General features: G+C 46.8%; 20 protein-coding genes. 12 read left to right on the forward strand and 8 right to left on the reverse strand.

Going from position 1 to position 23194, the window contains the following annotated elements; all coding sequences use genetic code 11:
• Positions 1-18 precede the first annotated feature (18 nt).
• From ACMXI2_RS24360 to rfbD, 4 genes are read left to right on the forward strand one after another with little or no spacing between them, the layout of a single operon-like run.
• A complete protein-coding gene (locus ACMXI2_RS24360) occupies positions 19-963 on the forward strand; it encodes a UDP-glucuronic acid decarboxylase family protein (protein WP_142685886.1) in 945 nt (314 codons plus the stop codon).
• 14 nt (positions 964-977) lie between these two features.
• Positions 978-2033, forward strand: coding sequence for a dTDP-glucose 4,6-dehydratase (gene rfbB, locus ACMXI2_RS24365; RefSeq protein ID WP_483778586.1), 1056 nt, complete (start codon positions 978-980; stop codon positions 2031-2033).
• 54 nt (positions 2034-2087) lie between these two features.
• Positions 2088-2648, forward strand: coding sequence for a dTDP-4-dehydrorhamnose 3,5-epimerase (rfbC, locus tag ACMXI2_RS24370; protein ID WP_363440922.1), 561 nt, complete (start codon positions 2088-2090; stop codon positions 2646-2648).
• Positions 2649-2657: 9 nt separating this feature from the next.
• Positions 2658-3524 (forward strand): dTDP-4-dehydrorhamnose reductase, encoded by an 867-nt coding sequence (gene rfbD, locus ACMXI2_RS24375; RefSeq protein WP_483778587.1) that lies wholly within the window; start codon positions 2658-2660, stop codon positions 3522-3524.
• A gap of 592 nt (positions 3525-4116) precedes the next feature.
• On the opposite strand, the gene ACMXI2_RS24380 is transcribed toward rfbD, so the two are convergent.
• Positions 4117-4812, reverse strand: a complete 696-nt coding sequence (locus ACMXI2_RS24380) for a TapB family protein (protein WP_483778588.1) — start codon at positions 4810-4812, stop codon at positions 4117-4119.
• A 180-nt stretch (positions 4813-4992) separates the two neighbouring features.
• Here ACMXI2_RS24380 and tyrS point away from each other — a divergent pair, with 180 nt between their 5' ends.
• On the forward strand, positions 4993-6273 hold the full coding sequence (tyrS, locus tag ACMXI2_RS24385) for a tyrosine--tRNA ligase (protein ID WP_483778589.1): 1281 nt from the start codon (positions 4993-4995) through the stop codon (positions 6271-6273).
• Between the two features lie 132 nt (positions 6274-6405).
• Here the strand turns inward: tyrS and ACMXI2_RS24390 are convergent, their stop codons facing one another.
• Together ACMXI2_RS24390 and ACMXI2_RS24395 are read right to left on the reverse strand one after the other, a co-directional pair.
• Positions 6406-7692, reverse strand: a complete 1287-nt coding sequence (locus ACMXI2_RS24390; protein WP_483778590.1) for an amidohydrolase family protein — start codon at positions 7690-7692, stop codon at positions 6406-6408.
• A 41-nt stretch (positions 7693-7733) separates the two neighbouring features.
• Positions 7734-10778 (reverse strand): amidohydrolase family protein, encoded by a 3045-nt coding sequence (locus tag ACMXI2_RS24395; protein ID WP_483778591.1) that lies wholly within the window; start codon positions 10776-10778, stop codon positions 7734-7736.
• 189 nt (positions 10779-10967) lie between these two features.
• Here ACMXI2_RS24395 and ACMXI2_RS24400 point away from each other — a divergent pair, with 189 nt between their 5' ends.
• The 5 genes from ACMXI2_RS24400 (at position 10968) to ACMXI2_RS24420 (ending at position 16523) form a co-directional block, all read left to right on the forward strand.
• The gene (locus tag ACMXI2_RS24400) at positions 10968-11411 is read left to right on the forward strand and encodes a hypothetical protein (protein ID WP_483778592.1); all 444 of its coding nucleotides are present in this window, start codon (positions 10968-10970) and stop codon (positions 11409-11411) included.
• A gap of 10 nt (positions 11412-11421) precedes the next feature.
• Positions 11422-12807 (forward strand): glycerate kinase type-2 family protein, encoded by a 1386-nt coding sequence (locus ACMXI2_RS24405; RefSeq protein ID WP_483778593.1) that lies wholly within the window; start codon positions 11422-11424, stop codon positions 12805-12807.
• An 84-nt stretch (positions 12808-12891) separates the two neighbouring features.
• Positions 12892-14067 (forward strand): mannonate dehydratase, encoded by a 1176-nt coding sequence (gene uxuA, locus ACMXI2_RS24410; protein WP_483778594.1) that lies wholly within the window; start codon positions 12892-12894, stop codon positions 14065-14067.
• Between the two features lie 308 nt (positions 14068-14375).
• Positions 14376-14846, forward strand: a complete 471-nt coding sequence (locus tag ACMXI2_RS24415; protein WP_159454348.1) for a MarR family winged helix-turn-helix transcriptional regulator — start codon at positions 14376-14378, stop codon at positions 14844-14846.
• A 378-nt stretch (positions 14847-15224) separates the two neighbouring features.
• On the forward strand, positions 15225-16523 hold the full coding sequence (locus ACMXI2_RS24420) for a tetratricopeptide repeat protein (RefSeq protein ID WP_483778595.1): 1299 nt from the start codon (positions 15225-15227) through the stop codon (positions 16521-16523).
• Here ACMXI2_RS24420 and ACMXI2_RS24425 read toward each other — a convergent pair whose 3' ends face one another.
• From ACMXI2_RS24425 to ACMXI2_RS24435, 3 genes are all read right to left on the reverse strand, one after another.
• The gene (locus ACMXI2_RS24425; protein WP_483778596.1) at positions 16524-16760 is read right to left on the reverse strand and encodes a hypothetical protein; all 237 of its coding nucleotides are present in this window, start codon (positions 16758-16760) and stop codon (positions 16524-16526) included.
• A 101-nt stretch (positions 16761-16861) separates the two neighbouring features.
• Complete coding sequence (locus ACMXI2_RS24430; RefSeq protein WP_483778597.1) at positions 16862-18019, reverse strand: alginate lyase family protein; 1158 nt, start codon at positions 18017-18019, stop codon at positions 16862-16864.
• Positions 18020-18023: 4 nt separating this feature from the next.
• Positions 18024-18344, reverse strand: a complete 321-nt coding sequence (locus tag ACMXI2_RS24435) for a hypothetical protein (RefSeq protein ID WP_483778598.1) — start codon at positions 18342-18344, stop codon at positions 18024-18026.
• 560 nt (positions 18345-18904) lie between these two features.
• Between ACMXI2_RS24435 and ACMXI2_RS24440 the strand changes: the two genes are divergently transcribed.
• Positions 18905-19786 carry a helix-turn-helix domain-containing protein gene (locus ACMXI2_RS24440; RefSeq protein ID WP_483778599.1) on the forward strand — a complete coding sequence of 294 codons (882 nt, stop codon included), beginning with the start codon at positions 18905-18907 and terminating at the stop codon, positions 19784-19786.
• A gap of 228 nt (positions 19787-20014) precedes the next feature.
• The gene (locus ACMXI2_RS24445; RefSeq protein WP_483778600.1) at positions 20015-20680 is read left to right on the forward strand and encodes a siderophore-interacting protein; all 666 of its coding nucleotides are present in this window, start codon (positions 20015-20017) and stop codon (positions 20678-20680) included.
• A 12-nt stretch (positions 20681-20692) separates the two neighbouring features.
• Here the strand turns inward: ACMXI2_RS24445 and ACMXI2_RS24450 are convergent, their stop codons facing one another.
• Both ACMXI2_RS24450 and ACMXI2_RS24455 read right to left on the reverse strand, forming a co-directional pair.
• Positions 20693-21295, reverse strand: a complete 603-nt coding sequence (locus ACMXI2_RS24450) for a LuxR C-terminal-related transcriptional regulator (protein ID WP_483778601.1) — start codon at positions 21293-21295, stop codon at positions 20693-20695.
• A gap of 341 nt (positions 21296-21636) precedes the next feature.
• On the reverse strand, positions 21637-23097 hold the full coding sequence (locus ACMXI2_RS24455) for a sulfatase family protein (RefSeq protein ID WP_483778602.1): 1461 nt from the start codon (positions 23095-23097) through the stop codon (positions 21637-21639).
• Positions 23098-23194 lie beyond the last annotated feature (97 nt).

Consider the following 23194-nt stretch of genomic DNA (forward strand, 5'->3'; position numbering starts at 1 on the left):
ACTACTTATACCCGACACATGGAAAAGAAAAGAATACTCATTGCTGGTGCTGCCGGATTTCTTGGCTCCCACCTTTGCGATCGTTTTATAAAGGAAGGCTTTCATGTAATTGGCATGGACAACCTCCTTACCGGCAATATCAAAAATATCGAACATCTTTTTCCCTTACCGGAATTTGAATATTATCACCACGATGTTACCAAGTTTGTGCATGTTCCGGGAAAGCTGGATTACATACTGAACTTTGCCTCTCCGGCCAGTCCGATCGATTACCTAAAGATGCCTATCCAAACTTTGAAAGTAGGATCACTGGGAACACATAACCTGCTGGGACTGGCAAAGGAAAAAAAGGCACGTATCCTCGTAGCTTCCACATCTGAAGTGTATGGTGATCCGAACGTGCATCCCCAACCGGAAGAATACTGGGGGAACGTAAATCCTGTTGGCCCCAGGGGAGTATATGACGAAGCCAAAAGGTTCCTCGAATCTATTACGATGGCTTATCATAATTTCCACGGCGTAGAAACACGTATCATCCGTATCTTCAATACTTACGGTCCGCGCATGCGACTCAATGACGGCCGCGCATTACCCGCATTTATGAGCCAGGCGCTGAATGGCCAGGACCTCACGGTGTTTGGTGACGGTAGCCAAACCCGTTCATTTTGTTATGTAGATGACCTGGTGGAAGGTATTTATCGTTTATTATTAAGCGACTACCACCTGCCAGTTAACATCGGTAATCCGCAGGAAATTACACTGAACCAGTTTGCGGAAGAAATTATCGCGTTAACAGGTTCAAAACAAAAAATTGTTTATCATCCGTTACCAAAAGATGATCCGAAACAACGTCAGCCTGATATTACCAAAGCCCGCACCCTGCTGGGTTGGGAGCCGAAAGTAGGCAGACAGGAAGGATTAAAGATCACTTATGAATATTTTAAAGAAGCCTTACTAAAATAAAACTCTTCTCCCGAATGAAGCGAAAACTATTAATTACAGGCGGCGCCGGGTTTATTGGTTCACATGTGGTACGGCTATTTGTAAATAAGTATCCCGACTACCAGATCGTAAATCTCGATGCCCTGACGTATGCCGGTAACCTGGAAAATCTGACTGATATAAAAGATAAACCGAATTATATTTTTGAGAAAGGTGATATCACGGAAGAATCTTTTGTTGATGACCTTTTTGCCAAATACCAGTTCGATGGCGTTATTCACCTGGCTGCGGAAAGCCATGTAGACCGCTCCATTATGGACCCGCTGGCATTTATCAAAACAAATGTATTAGGTACGGCAGTATTGCTGAACAATGCACGGAAACACTGGAAAGATGACATGAACGGGAAGCTTTTCTATCATGTATCTACCGATGAAGTGTACGGATCACTGGGAGAGGAAGGTTTTTTCCTTGAAACCACCGCCTATGATCCACGTTCACCCTACTCCGCTTCAAAGGCCAGCTCGGATCATTTTGTAATGGCTTATTATCATACCTATCACTTACCTGCTGTTATATCCAATTGTTCCAATAACTACGGCTCTCATCATTTCCCTGAAAAGCTGATACCACTGGCGATTCACAATATAAAAAATAGTAAGCCGGTACCTGTTTACGGAAAAGGTGAAAATATACGCGACTGGTTATATGTAAACGACCACGCACGCGCAATTGACACCATTTTTCATCATGGAAAAGTGGGTGAAACCTATAATGTAGGCGGATTCAATGAGTGGAAAAATATTGACCTGATTCAGTTACTGTGCAAGATCATGGATAAGAAGCTGGGCCGTCCCGAAGGCACCTCTGCCCAGCTGATCACTTTTGTAAAAGACAGGGCCGGGCACGATCTCCGCTACGCTATTGATGCTACCAAACTCAATAAAGAACTGGGCTGGGAACCCTCTCTCCAGTTTGAAGAAGGGCTGGAAAAGACGGTTGACTGGTACCTGGCAAATGAAACCTGGCTCAACAATGTTACCAGCGGAAACTATCAGCAATATTATAACGAACAATATCAAAAAAGATAGCCATGAACGGTTGGCTTTATAAGCTAACCGTTCACAGCTTATAGTTTATTACACATGCCTTTTCAACAAACCGGAATACCCGATCTGTTAATTTACGAGCCAAAAGTTTTTGGCGATCATCGTGGTTATTTTTTCGAAAGTTATAACGCCAGCACCTTCAGCGCGGAAGGTATTGAGTACAAATTTGTACAGGACAACCAGGCACGTTCTACCTACGGTGTGCTGCGCGGACTGCATTACCAGCTGGAGCCTTATGCACAAACGAAACTGGTAAGGGTACTGGAAGGAAGCATTATTGACGCCGTGGTAGACATCCGCAAAGGATCTCCAACTTACGGTAAGTCTTTTGCAATTGAGTTAAGCGCCAGCAATAAATTGCAGTTGCTGGTGCCTAAAGGATTTGCGCATGGCTATGCAGTGATCAGTGAAACCGCAGAAGTAATGTACAAATGTGATAACTTCTACCATAAAGGCAGTGAAGGTGGTATCATTTATAACGATCCCGCCCTGGGCATCGACTGGGGCATCAACCTGGATGATGCGGTGGTTTCAGACAAAGACCTTATCCTGCCCACACTTGCAGACATTCAACATAATTTTATTTTTAACAGCTGATCATTTGCTATGAAGAATATTCTTGTTACCGGCGGAAATGGCCAATTAGGACAAGCCCTGCAAAAAGTGGCAGGCGATTATCCGCAATTCAACCTGTTATATACCGACTACCAGGACCTGGATATCACTGATGCGGATGCCCTGGCAGCTTATTTTTCCGCTCAGCAGATCGATGCCTGCATCAACTGTGCTGCCTATACAGCCGTAGATAAAGCAGAAGAAGATGAAGACAAAGCGTTCCTGCTGAATTTCCAGGCAGTATTAAGCCTGGCGGAAATATGCGCCCAACATAATGCCCAGCTGCTGCATATTTCCACAGATTATGTATTCAGCGGAAAACAGAATGTACCTTATAAAGAAACCGACGAAACCGATCCTGAAAGCATCTACGGCGCTTCCAAAGTGCGTGGCGAAGCCGTTGCTACCGGTTATAATCCGGACACCATTATACTCCGTACCTCCTGGCTCTACTCCGAATTCGCGGTTAACTTTGTTAAAAGAATGCAGCAACTGATGCAGGAAAAACAGGAACTGAATGTTGTTTTTGATCAAACCGGCACTCCCACTTATGCAGGCGACCTGGCAAAAACAATCCTGGATGTATTGCAATATAAATCAGCCAACCCGGATGCAGCCATCGGCGGCGTATATCATTACAGCAACGAAGGCGTAACCAGCTGGTTCGACTTTGCAGTAGCCATAAAAGAAATGACCAACGCCACTACTGCTATATACCCGGTTACTTCCGACAAGTATAAAACGGCCGCTAAACGCCCGGCATACAGCGTATTAAACAAGGAAAAAATCAAAAGCACTTTTGGCATTACTATCCCCTACTGGAGAGACAGTTTGGCCAAATGCCTGAAAAATATCTAACCGGAGCGGAGATTGTCTTTCTCAGGATTACACTGATTTTACTGATTAGCTTTTTGTGATTTTGGGAGATTGGAGTGGATATTTGAAGATTGACTGGGGAATGCTTCATTTATACTTAGCAGATGCTTTGCAGATACTTAGCAGATGCTTAATACATGGAGATTCCCCGGAGGGGACGTGGAGGGGACGTGGACTTGATCATAGAACCCTTTACTACAGGGCATTACAGGCGAAAAGGTGCAGGGCGCTTATGCGAACACTGCCATATAAGACACCCGGCGCGCTAACATATTGGCGAAAATGAGTGAGCGGTATTCAATAAATCATTGCCGTTAATGCCGCTCACCCTTTTTAATTATTTGAGGAATAGTGATGATAAAAGCCTTTTAACTTCACTAAATTTTCCGGAAATCATACAAAAAACGAAAATAAACCAATTCTCCAGAGAAAATATCAATACCCGGATTAAAATCACACCAATGCACTAATCCTCTCAAATCCCTCCATAATCACAAAAGTTAATCAGTAAAATCAGGGGAATCCTGAGAAAGACAACCTCCGCGAAAATCACAAAAAGTAATCAGAGCTCCTTTTATTTCTTCAACGCTGTAATCATTGTTCCTCCCATGTCTTTTCCATCTTTACTGGAGGAGGTTTTCACCGGTCCGAAGTCAGGAGCAAACCATTCTATGGCACTGAATTTCATCGGAATCCCCTGCCCCATCATTTTCATCTGGAAATTAATATCATAAGCAATTTTGAAGCAATCCCAGCTGCCTGCGGGTGTGGTTACCTTTTCCTTTTCCAGCACTTTTCTATTGCTGATCACATAACTGATCCCCATTTCCATTCCTTTCACATTACCGCTCATTTCAAAGGTACCGCCTGGCAACTCTTGTCCGGCGTGCATTCCGGAGGGATAATCAAGAAAAGAGGCAGTGGTTTTACCTTCCATTTTCATGTCTTGCATCTGCGGCATCGCGGGAACGCTCATCTTCATGTCTATAGCCACGCCGTTTCCGCTGCATTTAAAATGACCAATACCCGAAGTTACCTGCTTATTGCTTTTATCGTAAAAAGTATTGGTAAAGTCAGACACGGTGCGATTCCCATCTTTGCGCACATTAGTAACTTTGTAAATGGTTTTCCCACTGGCCAGGCCTTTCGCATCCAGGATGGTCATTTCAATTTCCGCGTTGTTAAGCAGGTAATAATATCCTTTGCAATCCTGTGCCAGCGCGGGTACCGCAAAACAAAGAACCAATAAAAAAACGAGTGCTTTTTTCATAATATTTTATTTGGGGTAAGAAAGAATATGATCACATCTGTATCTCTGACCGGCGGCAGGTGCAAACGGCCGGTCTTCTTTATAAATTTACATAGATATTCGTAATCCCAGCCCCGGAATCCTTAAAATGGGCGAATCCTGCGAATTTTATGTAGGTTTGCAAAAATTGTTATTAAAATCATGAATCTGATAGAAGAACTGCGCTGGCGGGGTATGCTACAGGATATGATGCCTGGCACGGAAGAGCAACTGAAAAAGGAAATGACCACTGCTTATATTGGTTTTGATCCCACCGCGGAGTCCTTGCACATCGGTAGCCTCGTACCCATCCTGTTACTGGTGCACCTGCAAAAGGCAGGACATAAACCCCTGGCGCTGCTGGGTGGCGCTACCGGAATGGTAGGCGACCCATCCTTTAAAGCGGAAGAACGGAAAATGCTGGACCTGGATACCCTGCAGAAAAATGTAGCCGGTATCAGAACCCAGCTGGAACGCTTCCTCGACTTTGACACTGCCAAGCCAAACGCAGCTGAGATGGTGAATAACTTCGACTGGTTCCAACATATTTCCTTCCTCGATTTTATTCGTGATACCGGTAAACACATCACCGTTAACTATATGATGGCCAAAGATTCTGTTAAGAAAAGGATCGAAGGCGACAACGGAATGTCATTCACTGAATTTACCTATCAGCTGATACAGGGTTACGATTTCTATCATTTGTATACCGTCAAAAACTGCAAACTGCAGATGGGTGGCTCAGATCAGTGGGGTAATATTGTTACCGGTACAGAACTGATCCGTCGTAAAGCCCGCGGGGAGGCTTTTGCATTTACCTGTCCGCTGATCAAAAAAGCAGATGGCACCAAGTTCGGCAAAACGGAACAGGGTACCGTGTGGCTTGACCCTAAACGTACTTCTCCTTACGCATTCTACCAGTTCTGGCTCAGAACAACCGATGTGGATGCGGAAAGCTATATCAGAATATTCACTTTCATGGAACAACCGGAAGTGGAAGCTTTGATAGAAGAGCATAGAAAAGATCCGGGCCAACGGCTGTTACAGAAACGTCTTGCTAAAGAAGTAACGGTATTTATTCACGGTGAGGAAAACTATAACTTCGCGGTAGAAGCAGCTTCTATATTGTATAATAAGAACACTGCTGAATTACTGGTGTCCCTTTCCGAATCGGATCTGATCGATGTGATGGATGGTGTTCCTCAATATGAAGTACCAAGAACCGATCTGGAAGCAGGTAAGGATATTGTAAGTTTGCTTGCTGAAACAGGTATTTTCCCCAGCAAAAGCGAAGCCCGTAAAACAGTACAGGGTGGTGGCGTAAGTGTAAATAAAATAAAAGTGCCCGGCATTGATATGATCGTAAATACATCCTCATTGCTGAGAGATAAATATATTTTGCTGCAGAAAGGCAAAAGCTATTTCCTGGTAAAGGCGGTATAAAACTTTAGCAGACCGGATTAAAAGAGAGAGAGGGAGGAAAAAAAGTAGATGATCTGCTTTTTTCTTCCCTCATCTTTTTAAAAGTTTCCGTATAATCAGCAAAATCAGTTTAATCCTGAGAAAGACAAACTGCTATTTCAATCCATACTTCTTCTCATACTTCTCATACAACTGCTTCTGCTTATTATCCAGGTTTATCTCCCTGCCCTGGATAAATGCCCGGGTAATCACGCTCGACTTCATATCAAGGATATCACCGGTACTCACGGCAATATTTGCGTCCTTACCGGTTTCCAGTGAGCCGGTAGTTTTATCAATCCCCAGAATTTTAGCAGCGTTGAGCGTAACCGCCGACAGGGCCTCTTCTTTTGTTAAACCATAAGCGCTGGCGGTACCTGCTTCAAAACCCAGGTTGCGTTGTTGCCAGAAGCCTTCATTGCTCAGGCAAAACAATACGCCGGCTTTCTGCAGCTGTGCAGCAGTTTTATAAGGCTGATCCACATCGTCGTCCTGCATCACCGGCAAGGCATGCGGCTGCGCCAGTACTACCGGGATATTATTTTGCTTCAGGATGTCTGCAATGAGCCAGGAATCAGCTCCGCCAACAATCACAACATCGAGCTGAAACTCTTTGGCAAAGTCGATCGCTACGAGCATTTCTTTTACCAGGTCGCAGTGGATAAACAGTTTCTGCTCCCGGCTGAACAGCTTCCGCATCGATTCAAACTTCAGGTTGGTAGCAGTATGTTTGCCTTCCTGCTGATAAGCCTTTGCCTCGCGGAAAAATGTTCTCACCGTTTCTATTTGTTCCAGTGCTGCTTTCAGCCGGTCGTTGGGAACGGCGCCGCGACCACCGCCCAGCGGGGCCAGCCGCGGCATAAAAAAGTGTAGCGCATTATCTGTTTTATAGGCCGCATCTTCCCAGTTCCAGGCATCCAGCTGTACTACAGAAGAAGCGCCGCTGATAATACCTCCTTCCGGTGTTACCTGCGCCAGCAGGATTCCGTTGGAACGCAGGGTGTTGATTACTTTGGAATCGGCATTATACGCAATGATGGAACGTACAGAGGGATTTATTTCTCCCACCTCGCGCACGTCGATGGTAGCGCGTACGCTCTCAAATTCCACCAGGCCCAGGTTGGATTCGGGCGCAATAATACCGGGATATACGTGCTGCCCTTTCATATCCAGTACGGTGGCGTCGCCGCCGGCAGCGGCGATGTTACTGCCTACTGCGGTAATTTTTCCATTGCTGAATGCAATGCTGCCGTTTTCAATTACCTGCCCGTTGCCCACGTGAATGGTGGCATTAGTAAGGTATACAGGTTTGTTTTGCGGGCCTGCCGGAGATATCGTTTCCTGTGCCCGGGCAGTATACATTCCCAGGGTAAGGCTTAATAAAATTATTTGTCTTTTCATCGCTTGTAGTATTTAGCGGTGCTTAAAAAATTTCTAACAGATCAATAACCAATAGCTTGCTGATGTCCGCCCTGCAGATCTTCACAATGATATATTTCCTCCGGCGTCAGCGACGCTTTGCGGGTAGGCGTGCCCTTTTTCTTTTCTGCCAGCAATAACTGGGTAAGACGGTTACGCTCCGTTGCAATGCGCTTGCGCAACTGCAGATCGTTGTCGCGGTCAAATTCCACGATACCATCCACGATGGTCTTTTCTGCTTTCGCGTAAATACTTAACGGGTTATCGCTCCACAGCACTACATCGGCATCTTTACCTACTTTGATGCTTCCCATGCGGTTGTCTACATGCAGCAATTTAGCGGGGTTGATGGTCACCAGCTTAATGGCTTCATCTTCGGTCATGCCGCCGTATTTGATGCTCTTGGCGGCTTCCTGGTTCAGGCGGCGTGCCATTTCCGCATCATCGGAGTTGATGGCGGTGAGCACACCTGCTCCCTGCATGATGGCGGCGTTGTAAGGGATGGCGTCCTGTACTTCCATTTTATAAGCCCACCAGTCGGCGAAGGTGCCTGCACCGGCGCCATGCGCTTTCATCTTATCGGCTACTTTATATCCTTCGAGAATATGTGTGAACGTATTTACTTTGAAGTGAAAGCTGTCTGCTACGTGCATGAGCATATTGATTTCACTCTGCACATAAGAGTGACAGGTAATAAAACGCTTCTGGTGTAATATTTCCACGAGGGCGTCCAGTTCAAGGTCACGGCGCTTGCCTGGGCCTTGTTTTTCATAGTCAAGCGCACGGGTAAACGCATCTGTATAAATCTGTTCTACTCCCATTCTTGTTTGCGGGAAACGCACGGTATTACGATCACCCCAGTTGGATTGTTTTACGTTTTCACCCAATGCAAATTTGATGAAAGGGTCCCAGTTGGTCACTTTCAGGTTTTCTGCATTTTGTCCCCAGCGGAGTTTAATCAGCTGCGACTGTCCGCCGATGGCGTTGGCGCTGCCATGCAATAAATGGGATGCTGTTACGCCGCCGCTCAGCTGGCGGTAAATATTGATATCGTCGGGATTGAGTACATCTGCGATCCGTACTTCCGAAGTAACCGACTGCGATGATTCGTTTACTCCCCTGCTGAGTGCGATGTGCGAGTGTTCGTCGATGATGCCGGCGCTCAGGTGCTTGCCGGTACCGTCGATTACGCGGGCATTGCCGGCAGCGAGGTTTTTACCCACCTGGGCAATTTTACCATTGCGGATTAAAACGTCTGTATTTTCCAGTTTCCCTTCTTTTTCGCTGGTCCATACGGTGGCATTTTTGATCAGCAGGTCCTGCTGCGAGGGTAGTTTTTCCCAGCCGTAGCCATTAAACGGATAATACAGCGGGCCTATGGCCAATGGTGTTTCTTTCTTTACAGAATCCGCTTTTTCCGGGGCGGTCTTTACAAATACGGCAGTCCATTTTACGAGGTTGCCGCTGGTGTCGGCGCCGGTGCCGTTCCAGCTGTTATCGCCGATGATACCACTGAGACGAATATTGCTTTTGCTGTTTTTTGCCAGCGTCAGCGACAGCGATACCAGTTTTCCGTTTACATCGATGCGGCCCGGAAGGGTATCTTTCTGTAAAACAGACAGCAAGGGTGCAGCCGCGGTGCCTCTCACTTCTACGGAATAGCTGCCGCCGGGAATGAGATTTACGGTATAGATACCACGGATATCATTCCAGCCATCGGCTTTAATGGTATAGCGGTTCCCTTGTACCCAGTTCTGGTACAGGATAGTTTTTTCGCTAAAAACGGGCCCGGAAGTAATGAGGAAATTGGCCAGTTTACCCGGTTCCAGGCTACCCACTTTATCATAAGCCTTGATGAGTGTGGCCGGCGTTTTTGTTAATGCTTCCAGTGCTTTTTGTTCGCTGAGGCCATAACTGATGGCTTTCCGCACGTTGGCCAGGAATTGTTTTACATCTTTCAGATCGGCAGCGGTTAAACAGAAGGGAATACCTGCTTTTTCAAATGCGGCGGGCTCAGTAGGCGCCATTTCCCAGTGTTTCATCTCCGCCAGTGAAACATAGCGTGCATCTGCGGGATCTTCCATATCGATAGCGCCGGGGAAGTTAAGCGGCAACGCGAAAGTGGCTTTTGTCGCGGCCATTTCGGGTATGCGCTGGTATTCATTGCCACTGGCCCGGATGATATACTGCACACCAAATTCGTCTCCTATTTTATCTGCGCGAAGCGCATCCCATTTATCGGTAACTTCAAACAGCTGAGGTAGCTGCAGGCTGGCATTCCATGCCTCCAGGCTGAGGTTCACGCCTTCTTTGGCGGGCTGGGTTTTATACCATTGCGCATCCAGGAAAGTTTGTCGCAGCAGGGCGATGCAGCCCATCAGCGAGTTAGGGTAGTTTTGCGTGGAGCTGCCTTTGTCAAATGAATAGGCTGCAGCGGCTTTCTCCCGGATAATGACTTTGTTTTCTTTTGCGGTGGCCAGGGTTACCAGTGCCGCGGTACCGCGGGCGATACCATCGGGCTGCTGGGTAAGCACGGCGCCAAATCCCGCTTCACGCAGGGGCGCGGCCTTTCCATCATCTGCCGAAAAAAGATCCACGGCATTCACTTCGCTTCTGATGGCCTGGTTCCAGCCATAGGCGCCTTTGGTATTAGACAGGAACTGGGGTGGTGCATTCCACGCGGACGCTCCCCGTTTGGGCTCCGACAAACCATAATTGCTGAAGATATCCACAAAGGAAGGATAAATGTATTTTCCTTTACAATCCAATATCACGGCGTCTTTCGGGATAGCGGCCGATGTACCGGCAGACACTATTTTCCCGTCGCGGATCACCAGTGTGGCATTGTTCAGGGTGGTTTGCGGGTCTTTTACAATGGTGGCATGTGTAAAAGCAAAGCACCCTTCGCGGGGATCGGCAATCCCATTGAGCGGATAGGTTTCCTGTGCGCTGGCGGCCCGGCCGGTTGCCAGCAGGGCCAGTAACAACAGCTTACTACGCCGCTTCATAGCATAGGTAATACACCGCAACAGCAGGGCCGTCCCGGGTTTCTCAAAAGCTCTTTTCATGTAAATCTTTTATTTTTTCGGTTCAGATTCAGTTGATCCGCTAAATGTAATAAATCATTAAGGCGGGACTAAATAAAACGGCATATTTTTTATGAGTGGTAAGTGTATTTTGGATTCACACGAAAAAGGGATAATTTGAAAAGGGTTTACAGCTTAAGTTTGTTTAAATTCGTATAATACTTGCTGACTATGAAGTTTATTTCTGTTTATACATGGATGCTGCTAACCGTTTTCTTTGCAACAACTACCTTTACTACCAGTGCCCAGGTAAAAGATACTGCCAATACAAAAGGCCGCTGGACAGCGGAAGGACGAGCCGATAAAATAACGGATAAGATTTCCCACAAGGTAAATCTGAGCAAAGACCAGGAAAAAAAGATCCTGGTGATCAACCAGGATATTGTGCGCCGGATGGATGCCGTGAAAAACAATCCTTCCCTCTCCAAAAAGGAGCGCATGACACAGTTTAAAGCCCTGGATACAGAGCGCAGCCAGCGCTTTAAAACCGTGTTTACGCCCGCACAGTATAAGAAGTGGAACGACTGGGAAATGACTAAAAAGGACCAGCTGGAACAAAAAATGGAAAAAAAGCGGCAAAAGAAGGATGCCAAAGACGCCACCCAACCGCAATAAATTTCTTAACTTGAAGATATTAGCAGTGAGTTGTCTCACTGCTTTTTTTATGCCTGGAAAAATGAACAACACCACTGCCGATATAAAAGATATTTTCCTGCAGGGCGTAGCAGCAGTACATCCGCAGCAGCTGATCCGGAAAAATGTGCAGGTAATACCTGCTACCCGTGTTATTAATATTTCGGGAGATAGCTACGCCATCCCGGAGCAGGCGGCTGTTTGGATACTGGGTGCGGGCAAAGCTGCCGCCGCAATGGCACAGGAGCTGGAAAACATACTGATAGCGCATTTCCCGGTGCAGGGAATGGTAGTTACAAAGTACGGACATGCGTTACCGTTACAACGGGTAGAACTGGTGGAAGCCGGTCACCCGGTACCCGACGAACAGAGTGTAGCCGCTTCCGTTAAACTGCTGAACATAGCCGCTAAAGTGCAGCAGCACGACCTCGTTATCTTTTTACTTTCCGGTGGCGCCTCCGCGCTGCTGGCGGATGTACCGGCACACAGCAGTTTACCCGATGTACAACAACTGTTTGATGCCTTGCTGAAAAGCGGCGCCGATATCCGGGAAATGAACACCGTACGAAAACATCTTTCCGGTATCAAGGGCGGACAACTGGCAAAAAGCATATATCCGGCTACGTTATGTACCCTTGTTCTCAGCGATGTGGTGGGCGATGACCTCAGCGTGATAGGATCAGGGCCTACAGTGGCCGACCCGTCTACCTTTGCAGATACCATGAATGTACTCCGCAAATATCATCTCCCGGAAAAAATACCCGCGTTCCTCCTCCAACATATTGAAAACGGCCTCGCAGGCAGGATACCTGAAACGCCCAAACCCGGCGATCCTTCCCTGCAGCATACCCACAACTATCTCACCGGTACCAACCGCGTGGCATTGGAAGCGGCGGCGGCAAAAGCCCTGCAGCTGGGGTATCACCCGGTATTGCTGTCTGATACTATTACGGGAGAAGTACATGCCGTAGCTGACGAACTGATACAAACCGCGCTCCGATATAACGGTCCTTTGCCGGCCTGTTTGCTGGCAGGTGGCGAAACTACCATAGCAATAACCGGGAATGGCCGTGGTGGCCGTAATCAGCAGCTGGCACTGGCAGCGGGCATCGCCCTTACCGGTTATCCTGCGCTTACTTTTCTGAGTGGAGGTACCGATGGCAGCGATGGCCCAACCAATGCTGCAGGAGCTATCGTAGATGCATCAACGATGAAAAATGCCGCAAAAATGCAGCTCGATCCAAATAGTTTTTTACAACAGAACGATGCCTGGCATTTCTTCTCAAAAGCAGGCGGGTTAATGATTACGGGCCCCACCCAAACAAATGTGATGGACCTCATGATCACCCTGATCACTGCAGACGGCCTTAAAATTTGAAATCAAAGTTTGTATATGTGTGGATAGATTATATTTTTGGGGTTTGGAATTAGAAATTCTGGATTTACTAAACGTATTTGCATTATGCTGAGAATGGAACAGACATGGCGGTGGTACGGGCCCAATGATCCGGTTAGCTTGTCTGATATTAAACAGGCAGGAGCTACCGGAATTGTAACCGCATTGCACCATGTGCCTAATGGAGTGGTATGGACGAAGGAGGAGATACAAAAGCGGAAAGCCATCATAGAAGCAGCAGGGCTCAACTGGTCTGTTGTGGAGAGCGTCCCGGTACATGAAGACATTAAAACGCAAAGCGGCCGTTTCAGGGACTATATCCACAACTACCAGCAATCCTTGCGGAACCTGGCGGCATGTGGTATACGTACCGTTACGTATAACTTTATGCCGGTACTCGACTGGACCCGCACCGATTTGGCCTATACCGTAGAAGACGGCTCCAAAGCGCTGCGCTTTGAAAAAGCGGCGTTCATGGCATTCGATCTGTTCATGTTACAAAGACCAGATGCAGAGAAAGATTATAGTGAAGAAGAGATGGCCCGCGCAAAGGAACATTTCGACAGCATGACTGCAGCCGACAAAGAACTGTTACAAAAAAATATCATTGCCGGATTACCCGGATCTGAAGAAAGCTTTACGCTGCAACAGTTCCAGACCGCATTGGATAAATATAAAGGCATTGATGCCACCCAGCTGAAACTACACCTGTTCTATTTCCTTCAGCAAATAGCACCCGTTGCAGAAGAAGCCGGCATTAAACTGGCTATCCACCCGGATGATCCTCCCTTCCCTATCTTCGGACTGCCGCGTGTGGTAAGCACCGAACAGGATGCCCGCGAACTCCTCATTGCTGCACCATATACCTCCAATGGTTTGTGTTTTTGCACCGGCTCCTATGGCGTACGGGCCGACAATGATCTTCCCGGCATGATAGAACGCCTGGGCGAACATATCCACTTCATCCACCTGCGCAGCACACAACGGGATGCGCTGGGCAACTTCCACGAAGCCAACCACCTGGAAGGCGACGTAGACATGTTTGCCGTGGTGAAAAACATCCTGCTCACCATGAAACGCCGCAATGTTTCCATTCCTATGCGCCCGGATCATGGCCACCAGATGCTGGATGACCTGCACAAGAAAACCAATCCGGGATACAGCGCTATCGGCCGTTTACGCGGACTGGCAGAACTGCGTGGACTGGAAATGGGTATCGCGGGGGCTTTAGGCTCTGATTGACTGACATCTACCAGTATCAGGTCTGCACAAAGAGTAAAGGTGGGGATAAGCAATACCATCGTCGGACTGAGATGCTACACCAGGGCAGAAAGCGTATTTGAACATATACCGTAATGGCTGATTACGTGTACAAATAACACTACCTTAAAAATATATTAAAGACCCGCCTTACCGGCGGGTCTTCCTGTTTTTAGCACCGGGCAGACACAAATTTTAAAAAGCAGCGCGCAAAAAATCACCGCTTTTTTGTAGCATTGCATCAGGACAAGATTTTATCAACTGTACACTTTTACCAAACCTACAATATGATGAGCGCAACTATAGATGCGAGATATGAGGCATGCCTGGCCAAAAGACCGGATAGCCTCGCCCGCCTGATCAATTTGTTCAAAAAAGATATAGACCTGCGTATTACACAAAAGCTACTGGAGCGCGGATACAAAAATTTCAAACTGGGAGATATGGTGCTCCTGGTACACATCGATGCGCAGGGCACTATTAACAACGATCTCGCCAGGAAAGCGCGTATCAGCAAACAAGCCATGAGCAAGGTGGTAAAGAACCTGGAAGCAGACAACTATATAGGCACCCGCAAACACGATACCGATAACCGCGCCAGCATTATTTTCCTGACGGAGAAAGGAAAGGAGTTTATGATCAACGCCTATGAAGCAGTAGATGAAGTACAGGACCTGTACGCCGGTATTATAGGTGAAGAAGCATTTACACAGCTGAAAACGATCCTTAAACAATTAACAGCAGGCTTAAACCTGAGCTGACCATTCTTTATTTCAACGTTATGTAATACCGGTTGGCACTGTCTTTCTCCCAAAGGTACCTTTAGCATCTTTTGCAGTAATTCCAGCGTTTCTTCTGCAAATTTATTTTCAAAGTCAACAACCAGGCCGCGTTTATGCAGGCTGGCTGCGGAAGGTGGCGCCCGTATATCAGGATGGAAGTAGCTGTTGATTTCTTTCAAAGGCAGCATAGCGTGAACAAAGCGCCACGGTACAGCCCGGGTGCAGCAACAGGGTATGGGAAGAGGAAATGAGTTCCACCGCACCCGCATCGCATTTGTACAGACCGGAATAAATAATTAGGTCACTTCGGCAAGGTTTAATATTTTTAGTACAGAGGAACCGGCAAAAACGATATGTATGTCACCTGAACAATTAATAAATAACGACCAGGAATATATTGAGGGATTGCTTCACCATACACCAGCAGTAATTGAAAATATTTATCAGCGGTTTGCTTCCAAAGAAAAGCGGTTCATTCTGCAAAAAAGCGGTCACGTAAAAGATGCGGCCCATATTTTCGAAGAAGCCCTGATGGACATTTATTACTTCGCCCGCCGTCACCCGCTGAAAGTCACCGACTTTGAGCCCTTTCTGCAACTGTTGTGCAAACGTATCTGGGAACAGGAACTGGAAAGAAGAGGACAACGTATTCCCGGCCTGGAGGCAGAAGAGCTCTCCACCATGAGCAGAGATGATATCCAGGATGTGGAAGATGTGCTGAAAGAAGGAGAAAAAAGGAGACTCGCCTATCACTACTACCTGGCCCTCTCCGACGAATGTAAGGAACTACTCCGCTGGTCGCTCACAGATGGCTTTCTGCAGGAAGACATTGCCGCAGAAACCAATATCCCCGTTAACGAACTATCCGGCAGAAGAACCGATTGTTTCCGCAGCCTGTTCAGGGACATCGATATAAAACTAAAAGCCAATAGCCTTTCTGAAAAAGACCTGCTGGAAACAGACCGTTTCCTCAGCGGGCAGATGAACGAGGCAGAACGTAAGTCGTTCTCCGAAAAACTGCAAAACGATGCCCTGCTTACCCAACAGGTAAAACGCTTTGATGCCGTTCGCCAACTGCTGGGCCAGAAGATCTGTAACGACACCAACCGGGATGAGTTGCAACATTTGCTGTTTACTCACCGCAACGCCTGGTACACGCTAAAAGATAATTCGCCCATTCACATCCGTAACTATGTGATCCTTACTGCGCTGATAGCGGCAGGAATGGCCATATTGCTGTATGTAAGCCCGTGGACAAAAAATATCTACCGGCAGTTTGCCTCCACAGAAATGCAGATCCCGGATATAGACAGCCTGCGGCTTCCGGAAGAAGCCATCGTACAATTCAATCACGGTCACTTCAACGAAGCAATTTTACTACTGAATAAAGCGCTGATAGCCAACCCTGGCAACCTATATGCCCGCTACTACCGTGGCGTGGCCCTGATCGACCAAAACCAGATGGAGCGCGCAAGACAGGATCTGCTGACTGTTTTTAACAACAGCAGCGAACTCCGGTATGAAGCAGCATTTTATATGGCGTTGAGCTACCTGAGAGAAGGGCGTAAACAGCAATGCCTCGAATGGTTATTAAAAATTCCATCCGGCGCACCGAATTATCTCAAAGTGCAGAAACTGATAGAAGAATTAAAATAATTAACTCAGGTATTGTCCTTTACTGTAGTGGATAATACTTTCTACTTCTCCCTTAATCAACTCATAAACAGGCGCCTTACCTGTTTTGATCTGTACCAGTTGTTGTAATACCAGGAAATAGATCTCTCCGCGGTTACAGCCATCAATCTGGGCTTTTAAAATGTCATGTTTTACCTCTTCACAACCGGTGGCATCCAGTTTCTGGTAAATAACATACAAGTCGTCCATCCAACTCATTTCTCTAAAGTTTAAACATAGTGTATAGTCTTCTAAAGTTAAGGATTTATATTAAGAAAATAAAGCATTTGAATCTTAAATAATTGTAAATTCTGAAGCGCTCATAACCAGATCAGAGGATTCCTCACCGGGAGGTTTCTCAGCACCTCTTCTTCCTCCGGATCGCTATTGAGCGACAGCCATAAGCGGTAATATTCCGGGCGCTGAAAAGCAACCGCACCAAAAATAAGGAAGGGTTGCGCCACCGGCCAGCTGTTCCAGTACATCACATCATGCGCAAAAGGCCAGCTGTTCTTATTGTTTATATAAGGATAGAGATAGGCAATCCCTTTGGCGATACTTTTACTACTGTCTGCTGTAAACTGCCACAGATCATTATCCGGTGTGCTCAGCAACTGGCAGATGGTACTCATGGCATCAAGGTTAAACAACGAGTAGCCGTAAGGTTTAGTCCGTTTCAGTTCCAGCGGAAAACTGCCGTCAGCAGCCATCTGGCGGGGCAGCAATACTGTTTTATAACGGTTGCTGCAAAACTCAAGTAGTTCTTTATTATTCACAAAACGTGCAAAAGCCGCTACCTGCATTACCCAACAGGTACCGTGATTATTGGCGGCATTCATTTCATCTTTCCCGTAAGGATGTGTGGTCAGCCATTGCAGATACTCGCTGAACCAGCTTTTAAAAGCGGCAAGATCTTCCGGCGGAATGGCCCCGGCTTTCTCCATAATACGCAATGCCTGTACCACTTCCACCAGGTGGATGGTATCAATAATACCGATACCCCGGCCGGTTACTTTTCCTTTGATAGCCTGTGCATACAGCAACAAAGGGTTCATGCGCGTAGCGGGTGTTTCAAACCACGCCTTTGCATGCAGCAACGCCTGTTGCAGATAGGTGTTATCCCTGGTAGCAATATATCCCGCCGCCAGTGCGCCCATCACCCGGCTGAAGCGGATCATGGCCTGCCGGTGCGTTACAAAATTTTCAGGATTGGTTTGGCCATCGCGCTGGATGTAAGGCCCGTTTGGATTTGCCGGGTCGGGCCACCAATAATCTCCTTCTGAATAGAAATCATGTATGCCGCCGGCGCTGCGATCACATTGAAAAGCAGTAATCGTTTGGGGCGCCAGTTGCATTGCCCATGCGGCCCGTTTAATCACTGCCGGCCGTGTATCTTTGAGCAGCTTTTGCTGATAGGGCGATTGCGCCTGCATAATGCAGGAGATACTAATAAACAAGGCTAACAGGAACGTACGCATGGAATTATTTTTTTTGTGTTAATAATAATACGCGGCCATCATGTACTGCCAATTCCATCACAAAGGAGCCGCTGTGTGTGCCAAGATCCTTGCCTGTCCAGTAGTCTGATACCTTGCACGGCTGATCAAGTTTTACTGCTATTTTTTTGGAAGATGATTGCCAGTTGAGAAGGATTACCTGTTTACCTGCGGCCGTAGTAACCCTTCCTGTTTCAAAATCAGCACCTTCAAAAACAGCTGCCTTTGCGGTGGGTGGCAAAGCTTTCTTCAAAACGTTGAGCCGTTCCCGTGATATCTTAGTAAGATCATCTCCACTTAGTAACATACCGCCGGTAGCATATAAAGTTTTACCAGGTGCAGCTGAAAATCATACTCAAAAACTTTTTCCAACTGCAACACCGGTAATTTCTACGAATACGACAGTTGCCTCCAAGTACAGAACAGATCATGGCATACGGTTGCCGGTACCAGAGCTTTAGCGGAGAACCTGCCGGGATGGCGGCGGCGTTTCCGGCCAATAACATCAGTGATACTGCTAACAGATACTTTATCATCAATATATTACTTTTCAGGTTGAGCCATGCCTGTTTCCATTTCCTTGCTTACCGCAACCACTACCAGCAGGATTTTGTACCATCGGTATTCTTCTTATCAACGTTTCAAATCAGTATTATTATCACTTCTACAGGTATGCTGAAACTTGGTTGTGTTAATATAATCCGAAACTATGCAATCGGTTGCAAATAAATGTATGCAATTTTACCCATTTCAGGTATCTTTCTAAGGCAGTGCAGAAAGAAAATTTCTATCCTGCAAAAGCAAAAAAAGAAAATTATACAATAATTGTTTTGTTCAATCGTCTGATAATGGAGTGAGGATGTTGTTATGAAAAAAGGAAAACAATCCATCATTGCATCATACCGGCTGGAAGAGCTTTTGGTTGTTCCGGGATTGATGATAGATGTTCATTATAAACAGGCCGGGGAACCGGTCTACCACCCCAATGCTGATTTCACAATGGCCCACCGGCACGAGTTTTACACATTGGCGGTAACAGGCAAACAGCGGAGCCGGCATATGGTGGATTTCAGACTGATAGATATGCCACCGGAGAGCATGTTTTTATTGACGCCGTGGCAGGTGCACCTGTCTACGGATGAAGATCGGGTGCTGGATGTGTACCTGATTTCTTTTACTGCTGATTTTTTACCTGCCGGCTTCCCTGCTTTGCCTTTATGTATGGAGCACCCCGTAACGCCCGACAGTGCTGTTTACCAGGAAATATGGCATTTGTGCGCGCAACTGCTGCGGGAATTCAATACGCGCAAGGCGCTACAGGAGCAGGTGTTACAGCATTACCTGGCGGTACTGCTGACCCAGTTTATGCGTTATCTTCCGGAAAGCCCCCGGAGATCTTCCTTACAACCGGAGTTATTAACCCGTTACCGTGAATTGATGGAGCAGCACTTGTTGAGCTGGAGCAGCCCGGGAGACTATGCGCGGGCGCTGCATGTTACCACAGACCATTTGAATGAAGTAGTAAAACAGGAAACGGGGCAAACGGCTTCCGCTTTACTGGCTGCAAGACGGATCCTGGAAGCGAAGCGGATGTTGCTGCATTCCACACACGGCATCAAGGAAATAGCCTGGTACCTGCAGTTCAATGAAGTCACGTACTTTAACCGTTTTTTTAAACAGCATACCGGTCAAACACCGGTAGCCTTCCGGATCTCAAGCCGGGAAAAGTATAACTATAACCCGGAATAGTGTAATAACGGAGAAGCGCGGGTCCGGTAGTTTTGCAGAAACAATTTTGACTTATGAAACCATCAGTACATTTTACGGCCGACGTTAACCATGTGGAAATAAACGGGCAAACCCCGGAAGAAGCGTTGTAGCGGTTTTCCTTTGGCCCCGGGAAATATCAGCCTCCTTGTTCTGCAAACTTACCCCGCCACAATCCGGCGCGTTATACTCATCAAATACATTTAATAAATGCCTTCAATTAAAGACAGGGCGACCAGTTTACTGATGTCGCGCATAGGGAAAACTGCGCACGTACTAAGCGTAGCGCGCATAGGAAATTTTTTATTAGAGATAGATCTGCAACTGCCGCAGGCATTGCCCGAACGAAGCACCCAGCACCTCAAATGTGAGGTGGCTCCATATACTTACCGCGACTATACCGTTGCATGCTGGGACACCATTGCACAAACCGCCACATTGATAGCGGATTGCGGACATGAGGGGGCGGGCAGCTCCTGGGCGCTGGAGCTTCAACCGGGCAACGAAGTGTATTATGCAGGACCCGGTGGAGGCCTGCATCAGCCCTCCGGCGCGCAACACCTGGTATGCATAGGCGATGCCAGCGCCACAGGGCACTTCCATTCTTTGTATCTGCGTAAAACCATCCAACAGCAATTTCATTGTTTCCTGCAATTGGAAGATCCGGCTACGCGGCAGTTACTACAAATGCCGGTGCAACCGCTTTCCAATAACGGGCATTATTTCACCGATTTACATGAATGGCTGTACCATTATGATTTCCCGGTGGCAAATACAACTTATTATGTGGCAGGTAATCAGCAGATGGTGGTGCAGGTGCGTAAATTGCTACGTCAGCAAGGCAAACAGGTAAAGGCACAGGGTTTCTGGGGCTAAGGCGCTACGGCATCAGACCAGGTGTTCTTTCATTGCCTTTACAATAGCGTTGGAGCGGGAATTTACATTGAGCTTGCGATAAATATTCATGATATGGGAACGAACTGTTCCCACGCTGATATGACACCCTTCGGCAATCTCCTTGTAGGTGTCGCCATTTACCAGGCAACGTAAAATTTCCTTCTCCCGCGGCGACAATCCATAGGGATCCTGATAAACCTGTTTCTCTTTACGGAAAAAGGCCAGTACTTTGTTAACCGCCACTAAATTCGACTGCAAAGCCGTCTCATAAACCTGAGAAATAAACTCCGTCAGGGAGACCGGCGGTACATGATCCATCTTAAACGCTTCGGTTGCTGCCGGCACCTGCGTTAATCCCTGTTCCGTCTCGTTCAGGGTAAGCAATAGCACATTTATATCAGGGTAAGCTGCTTTTACTATGCTGGCGGCTTCTATCGCAGTCAATCCGGGTATCTCTATATCCATAAAAACCAGGTTGCAGATATCTTTTGCTAATTGTTGTAACGTTTCTGATGATTCGCTGTGCAATCCTGAAACTTCCAAAACACGCGCTCCTCCTAAATTACCAGGACTTATAGGCCGCACTTTTTTCATAATATTCCTTTTGGGTTATATATATATTCAAATGAAATCTCCCATTGATAACTGCAAGTTCCCGGAAGCTGGTATGGTTGATAAATTATAAATGGAAAGATCACACGGTTCCATACCCGTAACAAATTTGAAACAATTACATGCAGCAGTCAATCGGATACATATATGGTTTTTCAATAAATATTAATATACAATTCATTTTATATTAGCAATAAAACGAAAATATAACGTGGTGTTTGGCAGTCTTTTAAAGGGTTAACGGGAATACAATCGGCTACTAATCAACTATTTAAAAGTTGGCATTTCTTTCATTTAAAACAAATTATACTTAAACATATATATTACATTTGTACCTTTCCAGCCGCTCTACGCTCAGTTCCCTTCGCCCCGGTGAGGTCATCTCCGAGCGCTAACCGGTACTTTTCTGCTATTGCCTGCAAGGATTTCACCACCTCCGGAAACTGTTTCTGCACATCTAATGTCTCACCCGGATCGCGTCGCATATCATACAGCGCCATTTGTACTTCTACTTCCGGCTGTGCCCCGGGGAAACCATCGTATCCCGGCAGATTTAATTTATACGTTCTGCTTTTGTGCGGAAGCACCAGTTTCCACGGCCCCTTCCGGACGGCCTCCAAACTATTCACCTGGTAATATACGGCCAGTTCATCCCGTGGGTTTGCTTCCGGTTCATTAAATAATAATGACTTCATATCCACACCGTCAATTTTCCGGACGGGCAAAGCAGCCCCGCATAAATTGGCCACAGTAGGGAGCAGGTCAATAGTGGCTGCCATCTTATTGCAAACAGTACCGGCAGGGATCTTCCCCGGCCAGCGCATAATGCACGGCACCCGCGTACCTCCTTCCCAGGAAGTACCCTTGCCCTCCCGCAGGCCACCGGTGTTTCCGGCATGATTACCATAAGACAACCACGGACCATTATCACTGGTAAAAATCACCAGGGTGTTATCAGATAAACCATTCTCTTCCAATGTCTTTAATACCTGGCCAACAGACCAGTCTACTTCTTCTATCACATCTCCAAAAAGTCCATCCTTACTTTTTCCTTTATGTTTCTTTGAAACCGCGATAGGCACATGCGGCATACTGTGCGCCAGGTAAAGGAAAAACGGTTGCTGCCGGTTATTCTTTATAAAACGGCAGGCCCTTTCCGTATAAAGGGTGGTGAGCTGCGACTGATCTTCCAGTGTTTTAATATATCTCAGCGGCTTGTTACCTTCTATCAGCGGAAGCGGCGGATACTTTCTCCGCGGATGTGCAGAGGTATCCGAATAAGGCTTTCCATCATAATGTACCGGCCACATATCATTGGAATAAGGCAGCCCCAGGTACTCATCAAATCCATGCTGCAAAGGCAGCCACGGTTCCTTGCTACCCAAATGCCACTTGCCTACCATCCCGGTGTGATAACCCTGTGCCTTCAAAACAGATGCAATGGTTTGTTCGGCGGTATCCAGCGCAATAGGAGACATTGGAAACAAGGCGCCATTAATGCCTACCCTGTTCGGATAACAGCCAGTGAGTAACCCCGCCCTTGATGCAGAACAAACTGCCTGCGCCGCATAAAAATAAGTGAAACGCATGCCCTGTGCGGCCATACGGTTGATATTAGGTGTGTGCCAGGGAGTGCCGGCATAACATTCAAGGTCACCATAACCCATGTCATCCATGAAGATGATTACTATATTCGGCTTTTTTGCTACCGGCGGCAGTTCTGCAAAGCTGAATAATACAGCCGCCAGTATTAATGTACTCAGGCAAAAAAAAGCTTTTTTCATCCGGGACGTTTAACAATAAAAGATGGTGAGTATAAAAATATACATCTTCCCGAGATTTTCTAGAAAAATTTATGGAGATGCAAATTTTGTCCTGGTT

This window comes from Chitinophaga sp. G7 BAM 1005 (assembly GCF_057126945.1).

Coding starts and splice junctions, on each gene's coding strand:
- ACMXI2_RS24360 (WP_142685886.1), top strand. CDS start 19: ATGGAAAAGAAAAGAATACTCATTGCTGGTGCTGCCGGATTTCTTGGC.
- rfbB (WP_483778586.1), top strand. CDS start 978: ATGAAGCGAAAACTATTAATTACAGGCGGCGCCGGGTTTATTGGTTCA.
- rfbC (WP_363440922.1), top strand. CDS start 2,088: ATGCCTTTTCAACAAACCGGAATACCCGATCTGTTAATTTACGAGCCA.
- rfbD (WP_483778587.1), top strand. CDS start 2,658: ATGAAGAATATTCTTGTTACCGGCGGAAATGGCCAATTAGGACAAGCC.
- ACMXI2_RS24380 (WP_483778588.1), bottom strand. CDS start 4,812: ATGAAAAAAGCACTCGTTTTTTTATTGGTTCTTTGTTTTGCGGTACCC.
- tyrS (WP_483778589.1), top strand. CDS start 4,993: ATGAATCTGATAGAAGAACTGCGCTGGCGGGGTATGCTACAGGATATG.
- ACMXI2_RS24390 (WP_483778590.1), bottom strand. CDS start 7,692: ATGAAAAGACAAATAATTTTATTAAGCCTTACCCTGGGAATGTATACT.
- ACMXI2_RS24395 (WP_483778591.1), bottom strand. CDS start 10,778: ATGAAAAGAGCTTTTGAGAAACCCGGGACGGCCCTGCTGTTGCGGTGT.
- ACMXI2_RS24400 (WP_483778592.1), top strand. CDS start 10,968: ATGAAGTTTATTTCTGTTTATACATGGATGCTGCTAACCGTTTTCTTT.
- uxuA (WP_483778594.1), top strand. CDS start 12,892: ATGCTGAGAATGGAACAGACATGGCGGTGGTACGGGCCCAATGATCCG.
- ACMXI2_RS24415 (WP_159454348.1), top strand. CDS start 14,376: ATGAGCGCAACTATAGATGCGAGATATGAGGCATGCCTGGCCAAAAGA.
- ACMXI2_RS24420 (WP_483778595.1), top strand. CDS start 15,225: ATGTCACCTGAACAATTAATAAATAACGACCAGGAATATATTGAGGGA.
- ACMXI2_RS24425 (WP_483778596.1), bottom strand. CDS start 16,760: ATGAGTTGGATGGACGACTTGTATGTTATTTACCAGAAACTGGATGCC.
- ACMXI2_RS24430 (WP_483778597.1), bottom strand. CDS start 18,019: ATGCGTACGTTCCTGTTAGCCTTGTTTATTAGTATCTCCTGCATTATG.
- ACMXI2_RS24435 (WP_483778598.1), bottom strand. CDS start 18,344: ATGTTACTAAGTGGAGATGATCTTACTAAGATATCACGGGAACGGCTC.
- ACMXI2_RS24440 (WP_483778599.1), top strand. CDS start 18,905: ATGAAAAAAGGAAAACAATCCATCATTGCATCATACCGGCTGGAAGAG.
- ACMXI2_RS24445 (WP_483778600.1), top strand. CDS start 20,015: ATGCCTTCAATTAAAGACAGGGCGACCAGTTTACTGATGTCGCGCATA.
- ACMXI2_RS24450 (WP_483778601.1), bottom strand. CDS start 21,295: ATGAAAAAAGTGCGGCCTATAAGTCCTGGTAATTTAGGAGGAGCGCGT.
- ACMXI2_RS24455 (WP_483778602.1), bottom strand. CDS start 23,097: ATGAAAAAAGCTTTTTTTTGCCTGAGTACATTAATACTGGCGGCTGTA.